This window comes from Clostridium senegalense JC122, from assembly GCF_000285575.1.
GTDB classification, from domain to species: Bacteria; Bacillota; Clostridia; order Clostridiales; family Clostridiaceae; genus Clostridium_J; species Clostridium_J senegalense.
Map to the genome: position 1 here is coordinate 905,717 of NZ_HE611050.1, position 20,594 is coordinate 926,310.

The 20,594-nt window shown below is 26.7% G+C and carries 18 protein-coding genes, 1 pseudogene and 1 other annotated feature; of the genes and pseudogenes, 3 read left to right on the forward strand and 16 right to left on the reverse strand.

Going from position 1 to position 20,594, the window contains the following annotated elements; translation table 11 throughout:
- The first annotated feature begins 64 nt into the window (after window positions 1-64).
- Window positions 65-2,959 (forward strand): vitamin B12-dependent ribonucleotide reductase, encoded by a 2,895-nt coding sequence (locus CSGHG_RS19900; protein ID WP_412766361.1) that lies wholly within the window; start codon window positions 65-67, stop codon window positions 2,957-2,959.
- A 56-nt stretch (window positions 2,960-3,015) separates the two neighbouring features.
- On the opposite strand, the gene CSGHG_RS04850 is transcribed toward CSGHG_RS19900, so the two are convergent.
- The 5 genes from CSGHG_RS04850 to ymfI form a co-directional block, all read right to left on the reverse strand.
- The gene (locus CSGHG_RS04850) at window positions 3,016-4,542 is read right to left on the reverse strand and encodes a hypothetical protein (RefSeq protein WP_010293153.1); all 1,527 of its coding nucleotides are present in this window, start codon (window positions 4,540-4,542) and stop codon (window positions 3,016-3,018) included.
- 40 nt (window positions 4,543-4,582) lie between these two features.
- Window positions 4,583-5,971, reverse strand: coding sequence for a sensor histidine kinase (locus CSGHG_RS04855; RefSeq protein WP_010293155.1), 1,389 nt, complete (start codon window positions 5,969-5,971; stop codon window positions 4,583-4,585).
- A 4-nt stretch (window positions 5,972-5,975) separates the two neighbouring features.
- Complete coding sequence (locus CSGHG_RS04860; protein WP_010293156.1) at window positions 5,976-6,665, reverse strand: response regulator transcription factor; 690 nt, start codon at window positions 6,663-6,665, stop codon at window positions 5,976-5,978.
- Between the two features lie 158 nt (window positions 6,666-6,823).
- Entirely contained in the window at window positions 6,824-7,141 is a 318-nt protein-coding gene (locus CSGHG_RS04865) for a hypothetical protein (RefSeq protein WP_010293159.1), read from the reverse strand.
- Window positions 7,142-7,258: 117 nt separating this feature from the next.
- The gene (ymfI, locus tag CSGHG_RS04870; protein WP_010293160.1) at window positions 7,259-7,999 is read right to left on the reverse strand and encodes an elongation factor P 5-aminopentanone reductase; all 741 of its coding nucleotides are present in this window, start codon (window positions 7,997-7,999) and stop codon (window positions 7,259-7,261) included.
- A gap of 396 nt (window positions 8,000-8,395) precedes the next feature.
- Between ymfI and CSGHG_RS04875 the strand changes: the two genes are divergently transcribed.
- Window positions 8,396-8,566 (forward strand): DUF362 domain-containing protein, encoded by a 171-nt coding sequence (locus CSGHG_RS04875; protein ID WP_010293161.1) that lies wholly within the window; start codon window positions 8,396-8,398, stop codon window positions 8,564-8,566.
- A 112-nt stretch (window positions 8,567-8,678) separates the two neighbouring features.
- Here CSGHG_RS04875 and CSGHG_RS04880 read toward each other — a convergent pair whose 3' ends face one another.
- The 9 genes and pseudogenes from CSGHG_RS04880 to CSGHG_RS04920 all read right to left on the reverse strand — a co-directional run bounded on the left by CSGHG_RS04880 (window position 8,679) and on the right by CSGHG_RS04920 (window position 17,985).
- Complete coding sequence (locus CSGHG_RS04880; protein ID WP_042315848.1) at window positions 8,679-9,530, reverse strand: YitT family protein; 852 nt, start codon at window positions 9,528-9,530, stop codon at window positions 8,679-8,681.
- Between the two features lie 248 nt (window positions 9,531-9,778).
- Entirely contained in the window at window positions 9,779-10,126 is a 348-nt protein-coding gene (locus CSGHG_RS04885; protein WP_010293163.1) for a hypothetical protein, read from the reverse strand.
- Between the two features lie 193 nt (window positions 10,127-10,319).
- Window positions 10,320-10,724, reverse strand: a complete 405-nt coding sequence (locus CSGHG_RS19905) for a YtxH domain-containing protein (protein WP_010293165.1) — start codon at window positions 10,722-10,724, stop codon at window positions 10,320-10,322.
- 247 nt (window positions 10,725-10,971) lie between these two features.
- Window positions 10,972-12,134 (reverse strand): annotated as a pseudogene (locus CSGHG_RS19910) (class I SAM-dependent methyltransferase).
- Between the two features lie 219 nt (window positions 12,135-12,353).
- Entirely contained in the window at window positions 12,354-13,745 is a 1,392-nt protein-coding gene (gene asnS / locus CSGHG_RS04900) for an asparagine--tRNA ligase (protein WP_010293167.1), read from the reverse strand.
- Window positions 13,746-13,868: 123 nt separating this feature from the next.
- Window positions 13,869-14,118 (reverse strand) — a binding site (T-box leader).
- A 187-nt stretch (window positions 14,119-14,305) separates the two neighbouring features.
- Entirely contained in the window at window positions 14,306-15,148 is an 843-nt protein-coding gene (locus tag CSGHG_RS04905) for a YjjW family glycine radical enzyme activase (RefSeq protein ID WP_010293169.1), read from the reverse strand.
- Window positions 15,138-16,640, reverse strand: coding sequence for a YjjI family glycine radical enzyme (locus CSGHG_RS04910; RefSeq protein ID WP_010293170.1), 1,503 nt, complete (start codon window positions 16,638-16,640; stop codon window positions 15,138-15,140). The genes CSGHG_RS04905 and CSGHG_RS04910 overlap by 11 nt, the downstream gene beginning before the upstream one ends.
- A 334-nt stretch (window positions 16,641-16,974) precedes the next feature.
- Entirely contained in the window at window positions 16,975-17,652 is a 678-nt protein-coding gene (locus CSGHG_RS04915) for a helix-turn-helix domain-containing protein (RefSeq protein WP_010293171.1), read from the reverse strand.
- A 75-nt stretch (window positions 17,653-17,727) separates the two neighbouring features.
- The gene (locus CSGHG_RS04920; RefSeq protein WP_010293172.1) at window positions 17,728-17,985 is read right to left on the reverse strand and encodes a hypothetical protein; all 258 of its coding nucleotides are present in this window, start codon (window positions 17,983-17,985) and stop codon (window positions 17,728-17,730) included.
- Between the two features lie 313 nt (window positions 17,986-18,298).
- Between CSGHG_RS04920 and CSGHG_RS04925 the strand changes: the two genes are divergently transcribed.
- The gene (locus CSGHG_RS04925; RefSeq protein ID WP_010293174.1) at window positions 18,299-18,793 is read left to right on the forward strand and encodes a metallophosphoesterase family protein; all 495 of its coding nucleotides are present in this window, start codon (window positions 18,299-18,301) and stop codon (window positions 18,791-18,793) included.
- Window positions 18,794-18,884: 91 nt separating this feature from the next.
- Here CSGHG_RS04925 and CSGHG_RS04930 read toward each other — a convergent pair whose 3' ends face one another.
- Both CSGHG_RS04930 and CSGHG_RS04935 read right to left on the reverse strand, forming a co-directional pair.
- Complete coding sequence (locus CSGHG_RS04930; RefSeq protein ID WP_010293175.1) at window positions 18,885-19,871, reverse strand: biotin--[acetyl-CoA-carboxylase] ligase; 987 nt, start codon at window positions 19,869-19,871, stop codon at window positions 18,885-18,887.
- 70 nt (window positions 19,872-19,941) lie between these two features.
- Window positions 19,942-20,580, reverse strand: a complete 639-nt coding sequence (locus CSGHG_RS04935) for an HD domain-containing protein (RefSeq protein WP_010293177.1) — start codon at window positions 20,578-20,580, stop codon at window positions 19,942-19,944.
- Window positions 20,581-20,594 lie beyond the last annotated feature (14 nt).

The window sequence follows — 20,594 nt, forward strand, 5'->3', positions numbered from 1 at the left end:
ATTATACAAAAAACTTGATGAAAATAAAAATCTTAATGTATATGATTTATTCAAATGGAAAAAGATTAATGTTTTTATAAAGGACTATAAAAGTGATAATGTTTTAGTTGATATGAAAGATTTAGAATTTCCTATTCACTACTCACAAAATGCTTGTGATATAATTGCTTCAAAGTATTTTAAAAAAGCAATGGTACCTAATGAATGTGGTTATGAAAATTCATTAAAAATGGTAGTCCATAGAATTGTTAACTTTTGGTGTGAAGCATTAGTTGATGAAGGTCTAATTGATTCTGAAAAAGAAAAAGAAATCCTTTATGACGAATTAGCATACTGTTTTTTAAATCAAATGTATGCACCAAATTCCCCACAATGGTTTAATACAGGTTTAATGCACTCCTATGGAATAAAGAGTGAAAGCTTAAATAATTATTATTTTGACCCTAAGGAGGGAAAGGTAGTAAAAAGTAAAGATGCTTATACAAGAACTCAAGCTTCAGCATGTTTTATACTATCTATAGAAGATAAGCTTTTAGGAAAACATTCTATATCTGAACAATTTGTAACGGAAACTAAATTATTTAAAGGTGGCTCTGGTACTGGTACAAACTACTCCAATATAAGAGCTAAAGGCGAAAAGCTTTCTGGCGGTGGCATATCTTCTGGAGTTATGAGCTTTTTAAAAGGTTTAGATAGAAATGCTGGAGCCATAAAATCTGGTGGAACTACTAGAAGAGCCGCTAAAATGGTAGCTTTAGATATAAATCATCCTGAAATATTAGAATTTATCCAGTGGAAAGCAAGAGAAGAAGATAAGGTTAGAGCTTTAGGTAAGATGGGATATGATGCCAACTTTGAAGGAGAAGCTTATGAAACAGTTTCTGGTCAAAATGGTAATAACTCTATAAGATTAAGTGATGATTTTATGCAAAAGGTTGAAAATCTTTCTGTTAATCCTGAAGAAACTATAGAGTTAAAAGGAAGAGTAGATAACTTTATAAATAAAAAGGTAAAAGTAAGTTTATTATGGGATAGGTTTAATACATCTGCATGGAAATGCGCAGACCCTGCACCTCAATTCGATGATACTTTTAATAGTTGGCACACTTGTCCATGTGGAGAAGATGGTTTATTTAATGCTAAATATAATAGAATAAATTCTACAAACCCCTGTGGTGAGTATGCTTTTTTAGATGATACATCTTGCAATTTAGCATCCATAAACCTTTATAAATTTTATAATAATGAAGATAATTCTTTTGATTTAGAAGGTTATATTCACTTAGTTTCTATTTTACAATTAGCTTTAGAAGCTTCTATACATTGGGGTCAGTTTCCAACTGAAGATATAGCTAGAAAAACTTATTTATTTAGAACTACTGGTCTTGGAGTTTCTAATTTGTCATCCTTACTTATGGTTATGGGATATCCTTATGACTCTGATGAAGCCAGAGCAATTTCTGCATCTTTAATAGGATTACTTACGGCTACTTCATATAAAACTTCTGCTATAATGGCAGAAAAGTTAGGTTCATTTGAAAAATATTCTATTAATAAAGAATATATGTTAAAGGTTATAAGAAACCATTGTAGAGTTGCTAAAGTTTTAGACTCTGACTATGAAAACTTAAATTATAAACCACTTGAAATTAATCATAATATTTTAAATAAAATTCACTGGGAAAAATTAAGCAAATTGCTAAAATCCACATGGAAAGATGCTCTTAATTTAGGTGAAAAGCATGGATATAGAAACGCTCAAGTTTCGGTTATTGCACCTACTGGAACTATATCATTTGCAATGGATTGTGGTGCTACTTCAATAGAACCATATTTTTCTCATTTTGTATATAAAAAATTATCTGGTGGTGGATTTATGACTATAGTAAATCCTGTTATAGAAGAAACACTTAAAAATTTAGGCTATTCTTCCAATGAAATTAAAGATATTTTAGATTATATACTTAGAAAAGAAATTGTCTCTGAAGATGGATTTGAATATGAAAAAATAATTGATGGAAAAATAGAAGATGCACCACATTTAAAAGATGAACATCTACCAATATTTGATACTGCCAACAAATGTGGTAGCGGCGATAGATTTATTGATGCCATGGGACATGTACTTATGATGGCCAGTATAACTCCTATGATTTCTGGAGCTGTTTCTAAAACTGTTAATCTTCCATCTAATGCAACTGTAGAAGATTTTAAATCTGTTGTAATAAATTCATGGAAGCTTGGAATTAAAGGTATTTCTCTTTACAGGGATGGTTGCAAAGCTAGCCAACCACTTAATACTACTCTTGACGATGGAAAAAAATCTGACCTTGAAGATTTAACTTATGATGAGTTATTAAAAAAAGCTAGAGAATTAGAAGGTAACCGTTGTATTTCTACTCGCGAAAAACCTGAAGGAATTCGCTATGGAACAACCCATCCAGCTCAAATAGATGAAGTAAAAATATATACAACAGTTAATAGAAATGAAAAAGATGAAATTTGCGAAATTTATATAACTACAGATAGAGAAGGTACAATCATAATGGGACTTTTAAATTCCTTATCCAAATCTATATCTGTAATGTTACAGTATAATGTTCCGCCTCAGGATATAGCCAAAATGCTTAGAGGTCAAAAATATGAGCCTTATGGATTTGTTCAAAAACATCCATATATAAAACAAGTTTCTTCTATATCTGATTTAATTAGTAAAGTTATTGATATAGAACTTGGAGATTTTTCTAGGTGTCAAGTTAAGCCACAAACTACTAGCACTGAATTTAATGTTCAAAATAATATTACTAACAATGTAGCAGAAACTGAAATTTCTAGTAGTTCTATTGATGGCGAACGAATTTATTCTGAAGTTTGTTCAAATTGTTCTAGTACTAGACTTGTGAGGAATGGTACTTGTAAGGTTTGCCAAGACTGTGGCACAACAACAGGATGTAGTTAAGTATATATAGTTAAAAAGTATAGTTCAAAATAAAGATTATTTTGAACTATACTTTTTTATTCTAAATTCTCATTTACTTCTTTATCCCATTGATCAACATAATCACCAGTAGCCCATTCAGCCATTATAAGCTTTTCATTTTCTTTCAAATCAAATTCCCCTAATGGTGAATCACTTAAGTTAGTTCCAACAATTTTATATACAAGTATTTTTTCATCTGTAAATACTACTGCCATGTCTTTATTTGGAGAACAAATTACATCTTTTGCCCTTGGCACCTGTTCTTTTACCTTTGCTAATGGTAAATATACTGAATCATATTTCAAAAGAGTTTGTGGGACATCTATAGGAATTTGGAAATCTGCATAATCATTATTGGTTAAATCTTGATTAACTCTACCTTTCATCCCCCATTTTCCAGGTACTCTTTCTACACCAAATCCCCAAAAATCTTTAGTATAATCCTCTTTATTTATAGATCCTGTTTTATTATTTATCCTCATTATTTCTTCATTAACAACTTCTAGCTGCTCTTTGCCTAAAATTTTTGATATACTTATTGATTTCATTTCTCCTGAGTATACTGTATCAATAGGAATTGTTTCTAAATTTTCATAATCAAATTTTTCATTTTCATAATCTACATTATTTCCATGAGTTTCTACACACATATAATCATTAGCTATAAAATTTATTTCAATAGTTCCATAGGTCCATCCATTTCTAATTTCCTTTTTAAGTGCATTGTTCTCTTCATCCTTTTTATTTAAAGGAATTGCCGTAATATTATCCTGTATATAATCATTTCCTGAGACCCTTTCACTTTCTACTTTCCAAAATCCATTTTTTCTAACTAAAAATATATATGGTATCTCTTTAATTTCCACATTCTCCCCATCAAAATTAACCCATAAAGTTCTATAAGAAAATTCATTCATTTTATCTATATAATTTTTAAATATAAGTGGATATGTATCCATTTTAGTAGTTTCCTTTAAGCCTATAAAAACGCCACTTTTTTCTTTGGTTAAATCACTTTCATCAGAGTATTTACTATTTCCTATAGCAACACCTTTTTGATTTTGTTTTTCTTTCAACTCATCTATATCATTTGAATCAATCCTAGAAATGTAATATATTATATTATTACTTTCCACAATAGCATTATCATTATCTATTAATAACACATCTTCATAATAGTGTTCATCTGAAGATATAGATATTATACTTATTCTTTCATCATTAATTCCTATCTCTTTTGGTTCTATTCCGTATTTTTTTAGAATATAGTTTTCTGCTTCTACTACTTTTAATTTATATTTTGGATTTTTATATGTATTATTAGGAAATATAGCTACTTGCGTATTTATAGTAATTATAGACTTATTCCAAACATTATATGATTCATTTAAATTATCACTTTTTTCTAAAGGTTTATATCCATTAACTATCCATTGTCCATTAATAATAGGTGTTGTAGTTGGTTCTTTTGCCTTCACAGCTAAATCAATATTATCATATTTACAACCTACCAATAGAATTATCATAATAAACATAGATATTAACCCGAAAATTTTCTTCATATACTACTCCTCTGCTTTAATATAAATTTCTACCGTATTTTTATAATAATAATGGTAATCTTACTATAACTTCTGTACCTACATTAACCTCACTTAATATTAATAATTCTCCATCATGTAACTTCACTATTTCATCACATACTGATAGTCCAATTCCATTGCTTGACTTTGAATCTTTTCCTTTAAAAAACTTTTCTTTTACTTTTTCTAAATCTTCTGAGGCTATGCCTCCGCCATTATCTTTAACACTTATGTTTATATACTTCTCATCAGCGTTAACACATATTAAAATTCTACCACCATCATTAGTAAATTTTATAGCATTATCGATTATATTTATAAAAACTTGTTTTGCTTTATTTATATCTACACTTATACTTGGCAACTCTCCATCTACTTTTAAAGTTAAAGTTAAACCTTCATTATTTGCTCTTGGTGTAAGTTGTTTACATATACCTTTAAGCAAATCATCAATATTTACATTTTCTTTTTTCAATGTCATATTTCCTGATAATAATTTTGAAAAATCTAATAAATCCTCCACTAAATATGTTAACCTATCAACTTCTTGTTCTATTATATCTAACCCTTCTTTTATCTCTTCTTCATCCTCAAATTCAGATGACTTTAACACAATAGACCATCCCTTTATTGATGTAAGTGGTGTTCTAAGTTCGTGAGACACAGATGCAATAAATTCATTTTTTAATTTTTCATTTTTTAATATCTCTTCTGACATATAATTCAAGGTGTCTGCTAGTTTTCCAATTTCATCATCAGAATACTTAGGTATTTTATCATTAAAGTTTCCTTCTGCCATTTTTTCTGCACCTTGGCTTATTATTTTAAGCGGTTTTGCCACACTATTAGAAATTACTAAGCTAACAAAACTAGATAGTATTATAATAATAAATCCCGCCATTATTGCATATTGTGATACTTTTAATATATTTCTATCCACATCCACAGTAGAAGATGTGAATCTAAGAACCCCATCGACTTCTCCATTATAATATAGTGGCATATATACACTCAAAATAGGTTCATTATTTAAGCTGCTTTTTTCTTTAAAAAACTTTATTTTACCATTAACCAATTCTTTAAATTCATTGGTTACTGTTATTTTACCCCTATTTTGACCTTGGGAATCCATTAAAATATCTCCTTTTTTATCTATTATTTCAGCCTTAGCATCAGCATTTTCCCAATAAAGATCTATATCATTAGAAATATTACTTTTTACAGTATCATTATAAAAATACGTATTATAAAAATTAGTAGATATACCAATTTGATTCACTAAACTTTCTTCTAAACCTCCATAATAGAAACTTCTAATAGCAAATATGCTTATAACTTCAACTAGTATTACTGTTATTATTATACTCACTAAATATCCACCGGAAATTCTTGTTTTTATAGATGTCACTTTACTATGCCCTCCATCTATATCCAGTTCCCCAAACAGTTTCAATATAAACTGGTTCTGATGGAACTTCTTCTATTTTACTTCGTAATCTTCTTATATTTACATCAACTATTTTATTATCGCCAACATAGTTATATCCCCATACCATATCTAAGAGCTCATCTCTACTAAAAGCTTTCCCTCTATTTTCTATAAATATTTTAATTATCATATATTCTTTTGGTGTTAAATCTAACTCTATATTATTTTTATATACCTTTTTACTATATATATCTAGCTTAAATTCTCCAGAATATAAATAATTATCTTCTTTTTCTTTTTTAGAATATTGCATTCTTCTTAATAAGGATTTTATTATTGCAACTAACTCTAATGGATTAAATGGTTTGACTAAATAATGATCTGCACCAAACTCTAACCCATTAATTTTATCAGAATCTTGCCCCCTAGCAGTTAACATTATAACTCCTATCTCCGGATAATCTTTTTTTAATATTTCACAAACCTTAAATCCATCTATACCTTTTCCAAGCATAATATCTAATATAACTATATCTGGATTTTCTTCCCTTGCTTTTTGAACTCCATCCTCTCCATTTTCAGCTTCTAATACATTAAAACTTTCCCTTTTAAGACTTATCTTTAGAAATTTTCTTATAGACATCTCATCCTCAACCACTAAAATTTTAGCCATATTACCACTCCCTATTATACATAAATAACCTATATTAATTTTTCTTAATTATAATTTTGTAAAATAAAACCTTATTGTAATATACAAACTTTTTAAAGGATGTTTTCTTTATTAATCTTTATAAAAGAAAATAAAAAATCACAGATTTCTGTGATTTTTTATTTTGAATCATCAATATCTTCATAATCAACATCTATAATCACAGATTCTTCATCTTCTGCTGTGTATAAATTTTCACTATTAGTTTTATTTTTATATTCCTTATTGTATTGACTATAAGACTGATCATAACTTTTAAATTGTTTTTTAGCTTTATGTTTTAAATACAAAACACCTAATACTGTTAATAATATTATTATCCCTACTATAGTAAATATAAAACTTATAACTGTTCCAAAGATAGATAGTATAGTTGGTCCTAATAATATAATAAGTACAATGCCTATTATTGTATATACTAACTCTTTACCGCTCATATCTATGTATTCACCTCTTTTAGTATTTGTATTAAATTTTTATATTTTAATATCATTATACTATAACTTTGTTTCAATTTATTTTCAATGTGAAATTTCAATTATATTTTATTATATTTATATTATAGCCCCATCTACATTTAATATTTGTCCAGTTATGTAAGATGAGTTTTGAGATACTAAAAAAGCTACAGCCTTAGCAACCTCTTTCGGTTCTCCTAGTCTTCCCATAGGAATTTCTTCTTGTAAATCTTTTAGTTCATCTTCACTAAGCCATGAATTCATTTTAGTTTTTATTACTCCTGGTGCAACTGCATTAACCCTTATATTCATAGGTGCAACTTCTTTAGCTAATGCTCTAGTAAACATATTTACTGCACCCTTTGATGCTGAATAGGCAACTTCACATGACGCACCAACATTTCCCCACATTGAAGATATGTTTACTATATTTCCACATCCTCGTTCAATCATATGAGGTATTACATTTTTGCTCATATTAAATAAAGACTTTACATTTACATTTATTAATTGATTAAATTCTTCTTCTTTCATATCAATAAATAATCCTACTTTAGATATAGCTGCATTATTTACTAATATATCAATTTTACCAAACTTACTTAAACATTTTGTTACTAATTCATTACAAAAATTATACTCAGAAACATTTCCTTTTACTAATATTCCATATCCACCTAAAGATTTAACTTCTTCTAATGTATTAATAGCACTTTCATCATCATTATTATAATTTATAACCACACTAGCACCTAATCTAGTTAACTCCAAGACAATAGCTTTACCAATACCTCTACTTCCACCTGTAACAATTGCTACTTTACCTTTTAAACTCATAAAATCACTTCCTTTTATTAATACTTCTCTTTAATATGTACATATAAAATTTGCTTTAACTACTAAAATATTTATATGTTATAAAAATAGCAGGTTTAAAATTAATATATATTTATCTAACTTGAAATTTTTCCATTTGATAAATATATAACTAAAAACTTATAATTAAAATTTTAAAACTTTCTTTTATTTTAACATGAAAAATCCTATAAATTTATCACTTTATCAAAAAATCAAATTATATTTTAAAATTTCCAACAAATAATTGTTATTTGAATACTATTATTATTTAAATGTTATGATTATTTTATTTCAAAATATTTAAATAAACACTTTATTATTAATATAATTTATGGTATTATAATGTTGAATTATTAATAAGGGAGGTTTTTGATTATGGCTTATAAAATTGCTGATACTTGCATAAGCTGTGGAGCTTGTGAAGCTGAATGCCCAGTTAGTGCTATAAGTGCTGGAGATGGTTTATATGTTATAGATGCTAACACTTGTATCGATTGTGGTGCTTGTGCTAACGTTTGTCCAGTTGGAGCTCCAGCTCAAGAATAATTTTAACATATTATAAACTATTTCTTAATAGTTAAAAAGACTGATATATATCAGTCTTTTTTATTGGACAAGCTTTTACATAAAATGCGTTAAACAATTATCTAACAATTTTTTATTTTAAACTTCCAAAGCCTTCTCCTAGTGTTTCATGAACATTATAAATTATTATAAAAGCATTCTCATCTATATCTTTTATATATTTTCTAAGTTTTATAAATTCTTTCTTTTCAACTACTGTAGTTATTACCTCTTTTTTTTCCTTTGTATATGCACCATGTGCCTCATAAACAGTAGCACCTCTACCTAACTCATCCATAATAAATTTCTTTATTTCTTCACCACTGTTACTTACAATTTCAACTTTAGTTATTACATTCAATCCATCTATAATATAATCTACCATGAATCCATTTATAATAACACCAAATAAGGAATACATACCTATCATCGGTCCAAAAGTTGCTATAGCCATTAATGTTACTACAAAATCTGTAATTAACAGCCCCTTTCCTATATCTAACTTAAAATATTTATTAAATATTTTTGCTATTATATCAGTACCTCCTGTTGAAGCATCTTGATTAAATATAATTCCCATTCCTATTGCACCAATTACTATTCCAAATATTAAATTTATAAATAAATCATCTACAATTGGACCATTAATATTAAAAATTTTAGTTAATATAGACATTAACATTGGTAACATCAAGCTACAATATATAGATTTAAATCCAAAACTTGCTCCTATAAATATAAAACCTATTATATATAATATAACATCTAATCCTAACATTATAATAGGTACTGCAATTGTAGGTATATAGCTATTAATTATTATTGCTAAACCAGATATTCCACCTGCAGCTAAATTATTTGGTACTAAGAATACTGACAATGCTACAGCTAAAAATACTAATCCTATTGTTATAAAAAAGAATTCTTTAAATGTTTTTTGTTTAATCCCATATAAAACTCCTCCCCATTTCTATTTTATTTTTAAATTGTTTTTATATAAATGTAATTCACTACACTAAATCACTAAAGCGAGAAATTAATATTAATCCTATTTTCCACCTATAATTTTTTAAATCTTTTTAATTTGCTATATAATTTAATTATACACTTTCTTCAAAACTAGTACATAGTTTTTTTACGTTTTGTTAACATAAAATTAACATGAATAAAAATAAAAAAATCATGAGAAAAATCTCATGATTTTTTTATTTTTATAAATACATCTCTCACTATAGCAACTATATCTTTTACTATTCTTAAATATTCAGAAACACTATCCTTTGTTTCAATTACATCTGCAGTAACAGTTGTAACTACCTCACTTACATCTTTAAAATTATCAGTTATTGTTACAATATTTTCTGTGGCTTCTGGTAAATTACTTATAGTTTTTTCTAAATTCTTTTCATTTTTTTCTATAACATTATTTAAATTTTGCAGGAATTTTATAGCTTTACTTAAGAAAATTATTACAAAAATTAAAGCTGTTCCTCCTAAAATACTTAATATTATAAAAAATAAATTTTCTATAGAAATATACAATTAAATCACCTAATTTCTATTATTTATTTTTTTAATCCTCTATAGGTTTCCAAGTTGACTCTTAGAATTATTCATTCCAAAACTTGGATATCTAAAATAGTGAGACACGCTTCGAATCACTTAGAATTCAACACTAAATTTTGCAAAAAATATTTTAAGATTGCTGAATAAATTTAAATGGGAGCTTGTTTCCCTATATATCTGATTCACAAATTTTATCTTTACAAGCTTCTTCTTCACAAATATTTTCTTCACAATTTTCATTTTCACAGTCTATATCTTCATACTTCTCTATTTTCTCAACATAAAAATTGGGTTTTTTCTTTTCCTCTAAATAAGCATTAATTTTTTCTTTTGCTTCTGAAACATTATCCTTTATTTTAATTGAATTGCCTCTTAAAGTTTCATTAGCACTTTTCGCTTTATCTTTAATTTGCTTTCTAGTTTCTTTTCCTGGTTTAGGTGCAAATAAAATTCCACCTACTACACCTATAACAGATCCAATTAATGCAGTAGTAGCCGCTATTCCTCTTTGTTTTCTTTTGGCCTTTTTTTTCTCTTCTTTTTTTCTCTTTTGCATCTTAGATATCATCCCCATTTTCAATCTCCTCCCTTTGCCACTTGCTTAATTCTACATTTAAATATACTTCATATTACTAATTAAAAGGAATATAAATAATAAGTACTTTAAAATATGTATTATTTATATTTTATCACAAGTGAATATTTTTAGGAATATTTTGCTAATATATTTACTTTTAACTTATTCATTAAAATTCTATTTTAAATTAAGAAAAATAATATTTCCTAAAATTTCAAAATAATTAAGAAATCTTACATTCAATTTAAATCAAATTATCTTTTTTAAGTAAATTAAGTAAAGTTGGATTGAAATTAAATTCTTTAATTAATGCCTTAACTTCATTTAAAGCTTTTTCTTTTTTATTATTAGTTATATTTGCCTTTGATGCTCTAATTAATATATTTTTAGGTGAATGTGCTATATCAATAAATTCTAGAAGCTGAGTTTTATATCCTGCTGCTTCTAATAGATTAGATCTAACTGCATCTGTCATAAGTGCAGCAACTCTTTCTTGTATTATCCCATATTTAGTTAATATATTTAAATCTTCACTTTTCATTTGATCATTGAACTCATGTTGACAGCAAGGAACTGAAAAAATCATTTTACTATTCCATTTTATTGCATTATAAAGTGCATAATCTGTTGCAGTATTGCAAGCGTGTAATGTAATTACCATATCAACTTTATTATTATATTTAAATCCATTTATATCACCAAGTTCAAAATGCAAATCATCATAACCATACCTTGTTGCTATATCGTTACATTTTTTTATAACATCTTCTTTAAGGTCTAATCCTATCATTTTAACTTTAATTTTTCTAATTTCTACAAGATAATAATATAATACAAATGTTAAATATGATTTACCACACCCAAAATCTAAAACTGTAAGTTCTTCAAAATTATTTTTCTTTATTTCATCATCAATAATCTCTATAAATCTATTTATTTGTTTATACTTATCATACTTAGAATTAATAACCTTACCTTCCTTAGTAAAAACACCTAAATCAATAAGTGGTTCAATAATCATACCCTCTTTAAGTATGTAATTTTTTCTTTATTATGGCTTTTATTAATAAGCTTTGAGTTATCACTTTTCTTTTTTCCTAAAAATATCTTTCCCTTTTTAGATATTTTCACTTCAAAATTACTTCCTTTAGACCATACTGACATTTGCTTATAATTAGAATTCATGCATTCCAATAATTTTTCTTTTAGCATATTTTTTTCAATATTTTCATGAAATACTTGTTTATCTGTATACTGCTCTATTTGATAATATTCACCTTTACTATTTTCTTTTAATATAAAATTTATCTTATTATATTTAACCTCTTTATTGCTCCTATTGCTAATAACTATTTTTATAATTTCTTCATTTAAAATTTCTTCAATTGTATTTCTTAAATCTTCCATATCAACACACCTTATTACTTATTTTTAATTTAACTTACTTATTATAACATAACTTATTTACATTATAATTAAAATATTTTCATACAAAATGTAGTATTGAATTTTAAACTTATTCATTTTAAAATAAAAAATTCAGATTTCCTGTACAAAATATAGTAAAAAAGCTTCAAAATGAAACTTTAGTTTCACTTCAAAGCTTTTGTTATTAATATTTTTATATTAGAATTCAGCAGTTCCTGTAGTTCTTGGGAATGGTATTACGTCTCTAATATTGCTTATTCCTGTTACGTACATTATCATTCTCTCAAATCCTAGCCCAAATCCAGCATGTTTAGTTCCGCCGTATTTTCTTAATTCTAGGTACCACCAGTAATCTTCTTTTTTAAGTCCTAATTCTTCTATTCTAGCTTCTAGTACATCTAATCTTTCTTCCCTTTGGCTTCCTCCAACTATTTCTCCTATTCCTGGTACTAATAAGTCCATAGCTGCAACAGTTTTTTGGTCTTCATTTAATCTCATGTAGAATGCTTTTATCTCTTTTGGATAGTCAGTTACAAATAAAGGTTTTTTAAATACTTCTTCTGTTAAGTATCTTTCATGCTCTGTTTGTAAATCTATACCCCATTCTACTGGATATTGGAATTCTTTATCTGCTTTCTTTAGTATGTCAACTGCTTCTGTATAAGTTACTTTTCCAAAATCAGATGTAGCAACGTGTACTAATCTTTCTTTTAATCCTTTATCGATAAAGCTGTTGAAGAATTCTATTTCCTCTGGAGCATTTTCTAATACATAGCTTATAATATATTTAATCATATCTTCTGCAAGTTCCATATCATCTTGTAACTCTGCAAATGCTATTTCAGGCTCTACCATCCAGAATTCAGCAGCATGTCTTGCTGTATTTGAATTTTCAGCTCTAAATGTTGGTCCAAAAGTATAAACATTTCTAAATGCTAATGCATAAGCTTCTGCTGCAAGTTGACCACTAACTGTTAAGTTTGTTTCTTTTCCAAAGAAATCTTCTTTATAATCTATTTCTCCACCTTCTGTTTTAGGAATATCGTTTAGATCCATAGTTGTAATTCTAAACATTTCTCCTGCGCCTTCACAGTCACTTCCTGTAATTATTGGAGTATGAGTGTAAACAAATCCTCTTTCTTGGAAAAATTTGTGTATAGCAAAAGCTACTAATGAACGTACTCTAAATACAGCTGAGAAAGTATTACTTCTTGGTCTTAAATGAGCTATTGTTCTTAAGAATTCAAAACTATGTCTTTTCTTTTGAAGCGGATAATCGTTATCTGATTCTCCTTCTATCTCTATTTTTTCAGCTTTTAACTCAAAAGGTTGTTTAGCTCCTGGAGTTAAAACTAATTTTCCCTCTACTGTTATTGATGAACTAATGCTTAACTTTGATACTTCTTTAAAATTTTCTAATCCTTCTTCAAATATAACTTGAAGGTTCTTGAAGAAAGTTCCGTCATTGATTTCTATAAAACCAAAGTTTTTAGATGCCCTTAAAGTTCTAATCCATCCACTTATTGAAATCATTTGTTCTGCGTATTTTTCAGATTCTCTGTAAAGTTGTTTTACAAGTATTTTTTCCATATCTATATCCTCCTTTAAATTGCGATTAAAAATTTTAACTTATATATCTATTTTTAATCTAATTAACTTTATTTTTTAGTTTTAATATAAATTTAAATATAAAAAAACCTTCCATCCTCTAATAAAAGGGACGAAAGGTTATAATTCCGCGGTACCACCCAAATTGTCATAAAATGACCAACTTATCATCAGTACAGATATTAATCGATACTGTTCAATCTATAACGGTTTGACTCCGTCTAAGCCTACTTTCATAACAATTTCGGTTAGAAACTCTGAGATGTTCTTCTATATAAGTTTCATATTGGTCTCTCACCACCACCAATTCGCTAAGATTACCTCTTATATATACTCTTCTCTTCATAGTTTTTATTTATTTGCTTTATTTATATATGATTTTATATTGACACAATTGAAATGTCAAGTGGAAAATCTTTTATTTTAAATTTATTTTTTCTATTTTGACATAATATTATGCACTATTTTTTAATTATTATTGTCAAACTCATGTATTTTTATATATTTTAAAATTTAATTCTATTTAAATTCAAAAATTATTTTTACACAATTAGAACATTTTTAACTCCATTTTTCAATGCTATTTCTTTTAATTTATTCATATAGTCTTGACTAGGTGTATATGCTTTTAAAAGTTCTTCTCTTACCCCTAAACTACGAAATTTTATTAATTTATAAATTATATTTTTATCTATTTTTGATATAAGTTTACTTCCCATATCTATAGTGTATTCATTATCTAATAGTTCTGGAACTACTACTGTTCTTATTTCATAGACTTTATCTTTTTTCGCAAGTTCTTCTATATTTTTTAAAACCATTTCATTTCCAAGGCCTACAAGTTCTTTGTTTTCTTTCGAATTAAAGGCTTTTAAATCTATCATAGTTTTATCTGTTACTTCTAACAACTGTTGATTCTCATATAATCTTGTTGATCCATTTGTATCTATGAATGTAGTTAAACCCATTTTTTTAACCACTTTAAATAATTCTAAAAGAAATTCACTTTGAAGAGTACACTCCCCACCGGATACTGTTATTCCTGATATAAAGAATTTAACTTTTTCTATTTCTTTAACAATATCATCTACAGTCATTTCCAAAACTTTTGGACTACTATTTCTATCGCAAGCAGCTATACAACAATCGCAATTCTTACACTTAGCCCTGTTATAATTAACTTTATCATCAACCATGGTAAGTGCACCATAGTTACAACTTTCAATACACTTACCACAGTTTATACATAAATTTATAGTTTCTGGATTGTGACAATACAAACAATTGTAATTACACCCTTGTAAAAATATTGCCATTCTATTTCCTTCTCCATCTACAGAACTAAATGGAATTATTTTATTTACTAAAGCTTTACTATTCTTCATTTTTCCTTAATCTTCTCTCTAATATCTTAGCATTTTTAGCTGCTCCATATCCTAAAACAACTGTATCATTTAGAACTTGCTCATTTTTTTCTAATTTTTCTATATCAGATCTTTTTACAAGATATCCAGTTATTCTTATTACATCACAATCAGCACAGTATACTGAAATATATCTTAAATTTAACTTAAATGCTCCTCTAACAATATCAACTATAGCTTTAGGATTTCTCTTAGCTGTTTCATCAAATTTAAATATATCACCTATTCCTGATGGAAAATACTTATGGTAAGGAGCACTTTGAATCAGGTGCTCATGTATTGGAGGTTCTTCTCCTATTGGAATTCTACAACCTGGAGCTACTCCTTTGTCACTATCAAGCCCTACTTGAGCATGTAATACATACTTTCCATCTGTTGCTTTGCAATGCTCATTTGTATGTAAGTTTACTACTTGTTGCATTTTCTCTATAATTTCTATTCCTAAATCATTAGCTTCTTTTGAATATCCAAATCTATCTTCTTGCTTTTCTGAGCCTACAAAATAGTTTACAGCATCTGCAAGTCCAACCATTCCGAACATTGCAGTAAAGTTATCTTTATTTAAAAATCCTTCTTTTACTAAGAAATTAGATTCAAAAAATCCACTTTCCTCCACAATAAAGTTCACTCTAACATCCATAAGCTCTAACATAGATTGAATTGATTTTGGTAATAGTTCGTTCATAAATTCATCTATATTTTTTGCCTTTGGTGCAAGCTTTGCAAGATTTAACCTTACTAAAGTATAACTTCCTCCACCAATATTTAGTCCATTATAACAACTTGCTATTGCGTAATTTCCTAAATCATTAGTGAACATTTCATGATTAGCAAAGCTTGGTTTTGCACAACTAAGTGCAGTATTCACAGCTTCCACCATAAGTTCATCCGGTGTATTTTCAGCAACTTTCAATGTTATATTAGGTGTGGAATTTTGCAGTTCTCTTTCTGCTTTTAAAATTAACCTTCCTGCTTTAGTATCCATAGGTCCGATATTTGCATGACAGAAAGAATCTGTTATTGTTCTATCAATATGCATTAAAAATAATTTTATTGCATTGTATGCTTCCTCTTCATCCTTAACAAAAGGCTCTAAAAGTGTATCTAGATTTCCAACATAAACTGGGAATGTAGTTACTGATGGAACATGTTTATAAAGCATTAATAAACTGTGAGTTGCTTCCCATATATTTGTTGGTGGATTTATACCTAAAAACTTGCTACCTTCTCTCATAAATTTCTCATAATCTGGAACTATATATCTAGGTCTGTATGGTGCATTACCTTCCCATAAGTCACAAATTACACCTTCATCCATGTAATTTTTTATATCGTTATTAATATCCAATATATTAATACTATTTTCAGCTAACTTTGCTAAAGATATAACTTTCATTTGATAAGTTAATGTATTATTTTTAATAATTGAAAGTACTTCTTTTTCCATATCCATACTTAATCACTCCATATCACATTCAAAATTTTAGTTTAATGCATCTTCAAAAATAATAAATTAGTATTATTTTTATATTTAGTTATTCTTTAAACTAAGTATAATTTCTTTTTTGACACTTTTCAATAATTTTTATTAATTAGTACATTTTATTAATTAGTCTATAAGATAATTCACTATTTTAAATATTTTATACATTTAAATACATTTTTGTTAAAATGCACATCATTAATACATCTTAAAGCTTCCTGTGTAGTATAATTTCATTTTTGTGATACACTATTTTCTTCATTATACTACAAATATCGAGTTTTTTAAACAACTGTTTATAATATTAAAATTTGTTTATTTTGTATAAAATTTCTCTACCTATCTTCTCAGTTCCATCTAAAATACCTGCTTTTTTAAGTGTATATGTAATTTTTCTAGCAATGCCTATGGAAATATTTAATTCACTAGCTAATTGTCTATTGGTAAAACTCATACTTTTTTTAGATAAAAATCTCAAATAATCATAGGGTTCATTTAAATTTATAGTTTGAAAAATTCCAACTAAGTTATTATCTAATTTAGATACACCTTTCCTTCTCCAAGACCCTTTTCCATCATCAATTCTAAGTTCTTCTTTTGATATAAGTAATATTTGTATTGTTAAATTCTTTTCATTAATGAACTCTGGAGCAGAAACTAGTTCATCAAAGATATTCTCTACCTGACCCTTTTTAGGTGATTTTCTACTCCTTATAATTTCCCCTTTTTTATTTAAAGTTATTATAATATTTTCAACTGCTATAGGATGCACCAGTACTACTTTATTCTCAGTACAAAGTTTTTTTATTTTTTCTTTTATATTATAAAAATTTTTACTTTGAATTTCATATACGATATTTTCTTTTACTACATCAACAATATAACCTAGGCATGTAACTTCCATTTCCCCAGTACCTTCAGAATACATTTCTTTTAACTGCCTATGTATTGTTTTTTCTTTCATCTGTCCAATTGTTTTCATTTTACCCCATCCTAAAAAATAAATTTTAATTCTTTATACAACAAAAATACTACAAATTTTTTCTATTTGTAGCATTTAATTTTTCTTCTTGCTATATAAAGTTGTCAATAATGCTATAGACGCTATAATATTTATAATAGGTATTAATACATATATAGATATAATGAAATCAATAAAATTATTTGAATCATCATCTTCATTATTTTCACTATTTAGCATCATATCGAACATTTTTGATTGAAATTGTTCATTATTATTAAGTGCATAAAATATAAGCATTATTGTTAACATACTAAATATAACAGTAACTAAATAAAAGTTAAGTATTAGCATTTTATAAACCTCCATTAGAGTATACTAATATTTTATAATTTAAAATAAACATACTATATACCCTAAGAATAAGTTAATATATTCCAATATACACAACCTATATATACTAGTATATAATAACATATATTATGTAAAAAAACATCTTCATCACCTTTTATTACATTATATGTAAAGTAACATATAATAGTATACTTTAATAAGATAAAATTAATAGATTTATTTTGTAAAATCTACAAGTTGATATACATCTAATGAATAAATTTTAATTTATGATTATTTCACTATACACACTATAATAAGGTGGTGATATAAATTGAGAGTAGCAGTAATATCTGATACTCATGTTAGAAAACATTTGAGTAAAATAGAAAATTTAATAGAATCAAAATTAAAAGATGTTGATTTAATAATCCATGCCGGTGATTTTACTAATGCTAAAACTCTTCCTTATATAAAAAAGTATTTTAATGTTATTGCAGTTTACGGCAATAATGATAAAGAAGAAACAAGACAAATATTAAATGAAAAAGAAATTATTACCTTAGAAAATTACAAAATAGGTATTTATCACGGTCATGGAGATAGTAAAACAACCTTAGATAATGTATCTGCAATTTTTGAAAATGAAAATTTAGATATAATTATTTTTGGTCATAGCCATAAACCTTTCATTACAACAAAAGACAAAACCTTAATTATAAACCCTGGTTCTCCTTCTAGTAAAAGGAAGGAAAGATTTTATTCATATATAATTTTAGATTTACTTCCTTCTGGAATAGAGGTTAATTTAAAACTTTTCTCTGAATAAAATAAAAGTGGGCGTCTAAAATAATATTAACATTTTTAGAATTCGCCCTTTTTATTTTATATAATTTTCTTTAAATTATTATAAAACATTTTTAAACATATCCATATAAACCTCTAACACTAACTTCTCCTGAAAGAACTTTTCCAACAGTACCATCATCATACTTAACAATTAATTCTCCATCATCTTCTATATCTATTACTTTAGCTGCAACTTCTTTTCCATAAGAAATTATTTTCACTTCTTTTCCAATTAAAATTGAATTCTTCTTACATATGTTTATTACATTTTCTAAGGTTCCATATTCTTTAAAATCATCATAAAAACCTTCAAAGTGATTTAATAAACTGCAAAGTAATTGCTTTCTACATATTTCTTTTTTGCATTCTATTTTTAATGATGTGGCAATTTTATTTAATTCATTTTCAAGTTCATTTTCTTCTGTGTTTACATTTATACCTATTCCCATAACAATATAATTAAGTTTTTCCATTTCTCCACTCATCTCTGTTAATATTCCACAGACTTTTTTATTATTTAATATTATATCATTAGGCCACTTTATTTCACTTTTTATTCCAAACTCTTCTAATGCACTATGTACTGCCGCTGCACCAATAAGTGTAATTCTTGGTGCCATCATAGTTGGTATATCGGGCTTTAATATAATGCTAACCCAAATTCCTTTTCCTTTTGGTGAATACCATACCCTGCCAAGTCTACCTCGTCCTAAACTTTGTTCTTCACTAATAACAATAGTTCCTTCCTCAAACCCATCTGTAGCTAATTCTTTTGCTTTTTTATTTGTAGAATCTATTTTAGAATAATACACATATGTTTTCCCTATATATTTTGTATTTAAACGTGGTAAAATTTCATCTTTAGTAAGTAAGTCTGGAACATCTATTAGCTTATATCCTTTTTTAGAAACAGAATCTATTTCATATCCTTCTGCTTTTAAGGAATTTATATGTTTCCAAATAGCTGCTCTAGTTATTCCCAATTCCTTACTTAACATCTCTCCTGATAAAAACTTGTCTGGATTTTCTTTTAAAGCTTTTAATATTTTTTCTTTCACACAATAACGCCCTTTCCATTTTTTTCTCAAAATACTATTAAATATTAGTTTTTAAATGGGTTATATTAAACTACTCATTTTTATTATTTTTTATTTTATTGCTCTTTTCTAAGAATATTTTAACATTTTTATATTCTTTTTCAATTGCTTCTTTACTTATAAACCCTCGACCTAATCTATCACTAAGACCTAATAGAGCCAATTCATCTAAATCAACATTATTGATCATTCCTTTTTCATCTTTAAATGGCATGTCTTTAACTATAAATAGTATATGCATATGATATCTAATCAAATTTTTTACTGTATTTATGAATTTTTCATCATTTATAAACGATTTTAAAAATTCTTCTGCCATTTTAGCCCCAACTATGTCATGTTCATAAGCAGTATATCTTCCTTTTCTTAATACTGTTGTAGGTTTTTTACCTATATCATGAAGTAATGCTGACCACATAAAAGCTCTTATATTTTTACTTTTCTCTTTTAAAACAGCAGCTTTATCTATAACTAGCATAGTATGATTCCATACAGTGCCTTCCGGATGATGTTCTTTAGATTGAGGGACATTTTTTAAATCACTAATCATATTAAAAGGATATTTCTTGGGAAATTCATCATTATCAATTAATTCATTAAAGTAAATAGATGGTTTTTCCATAGAAAGTAATACTTTTTCAAATTCATCAAAAATTCTTTTTAAACTCATAAAATTACCTTCTT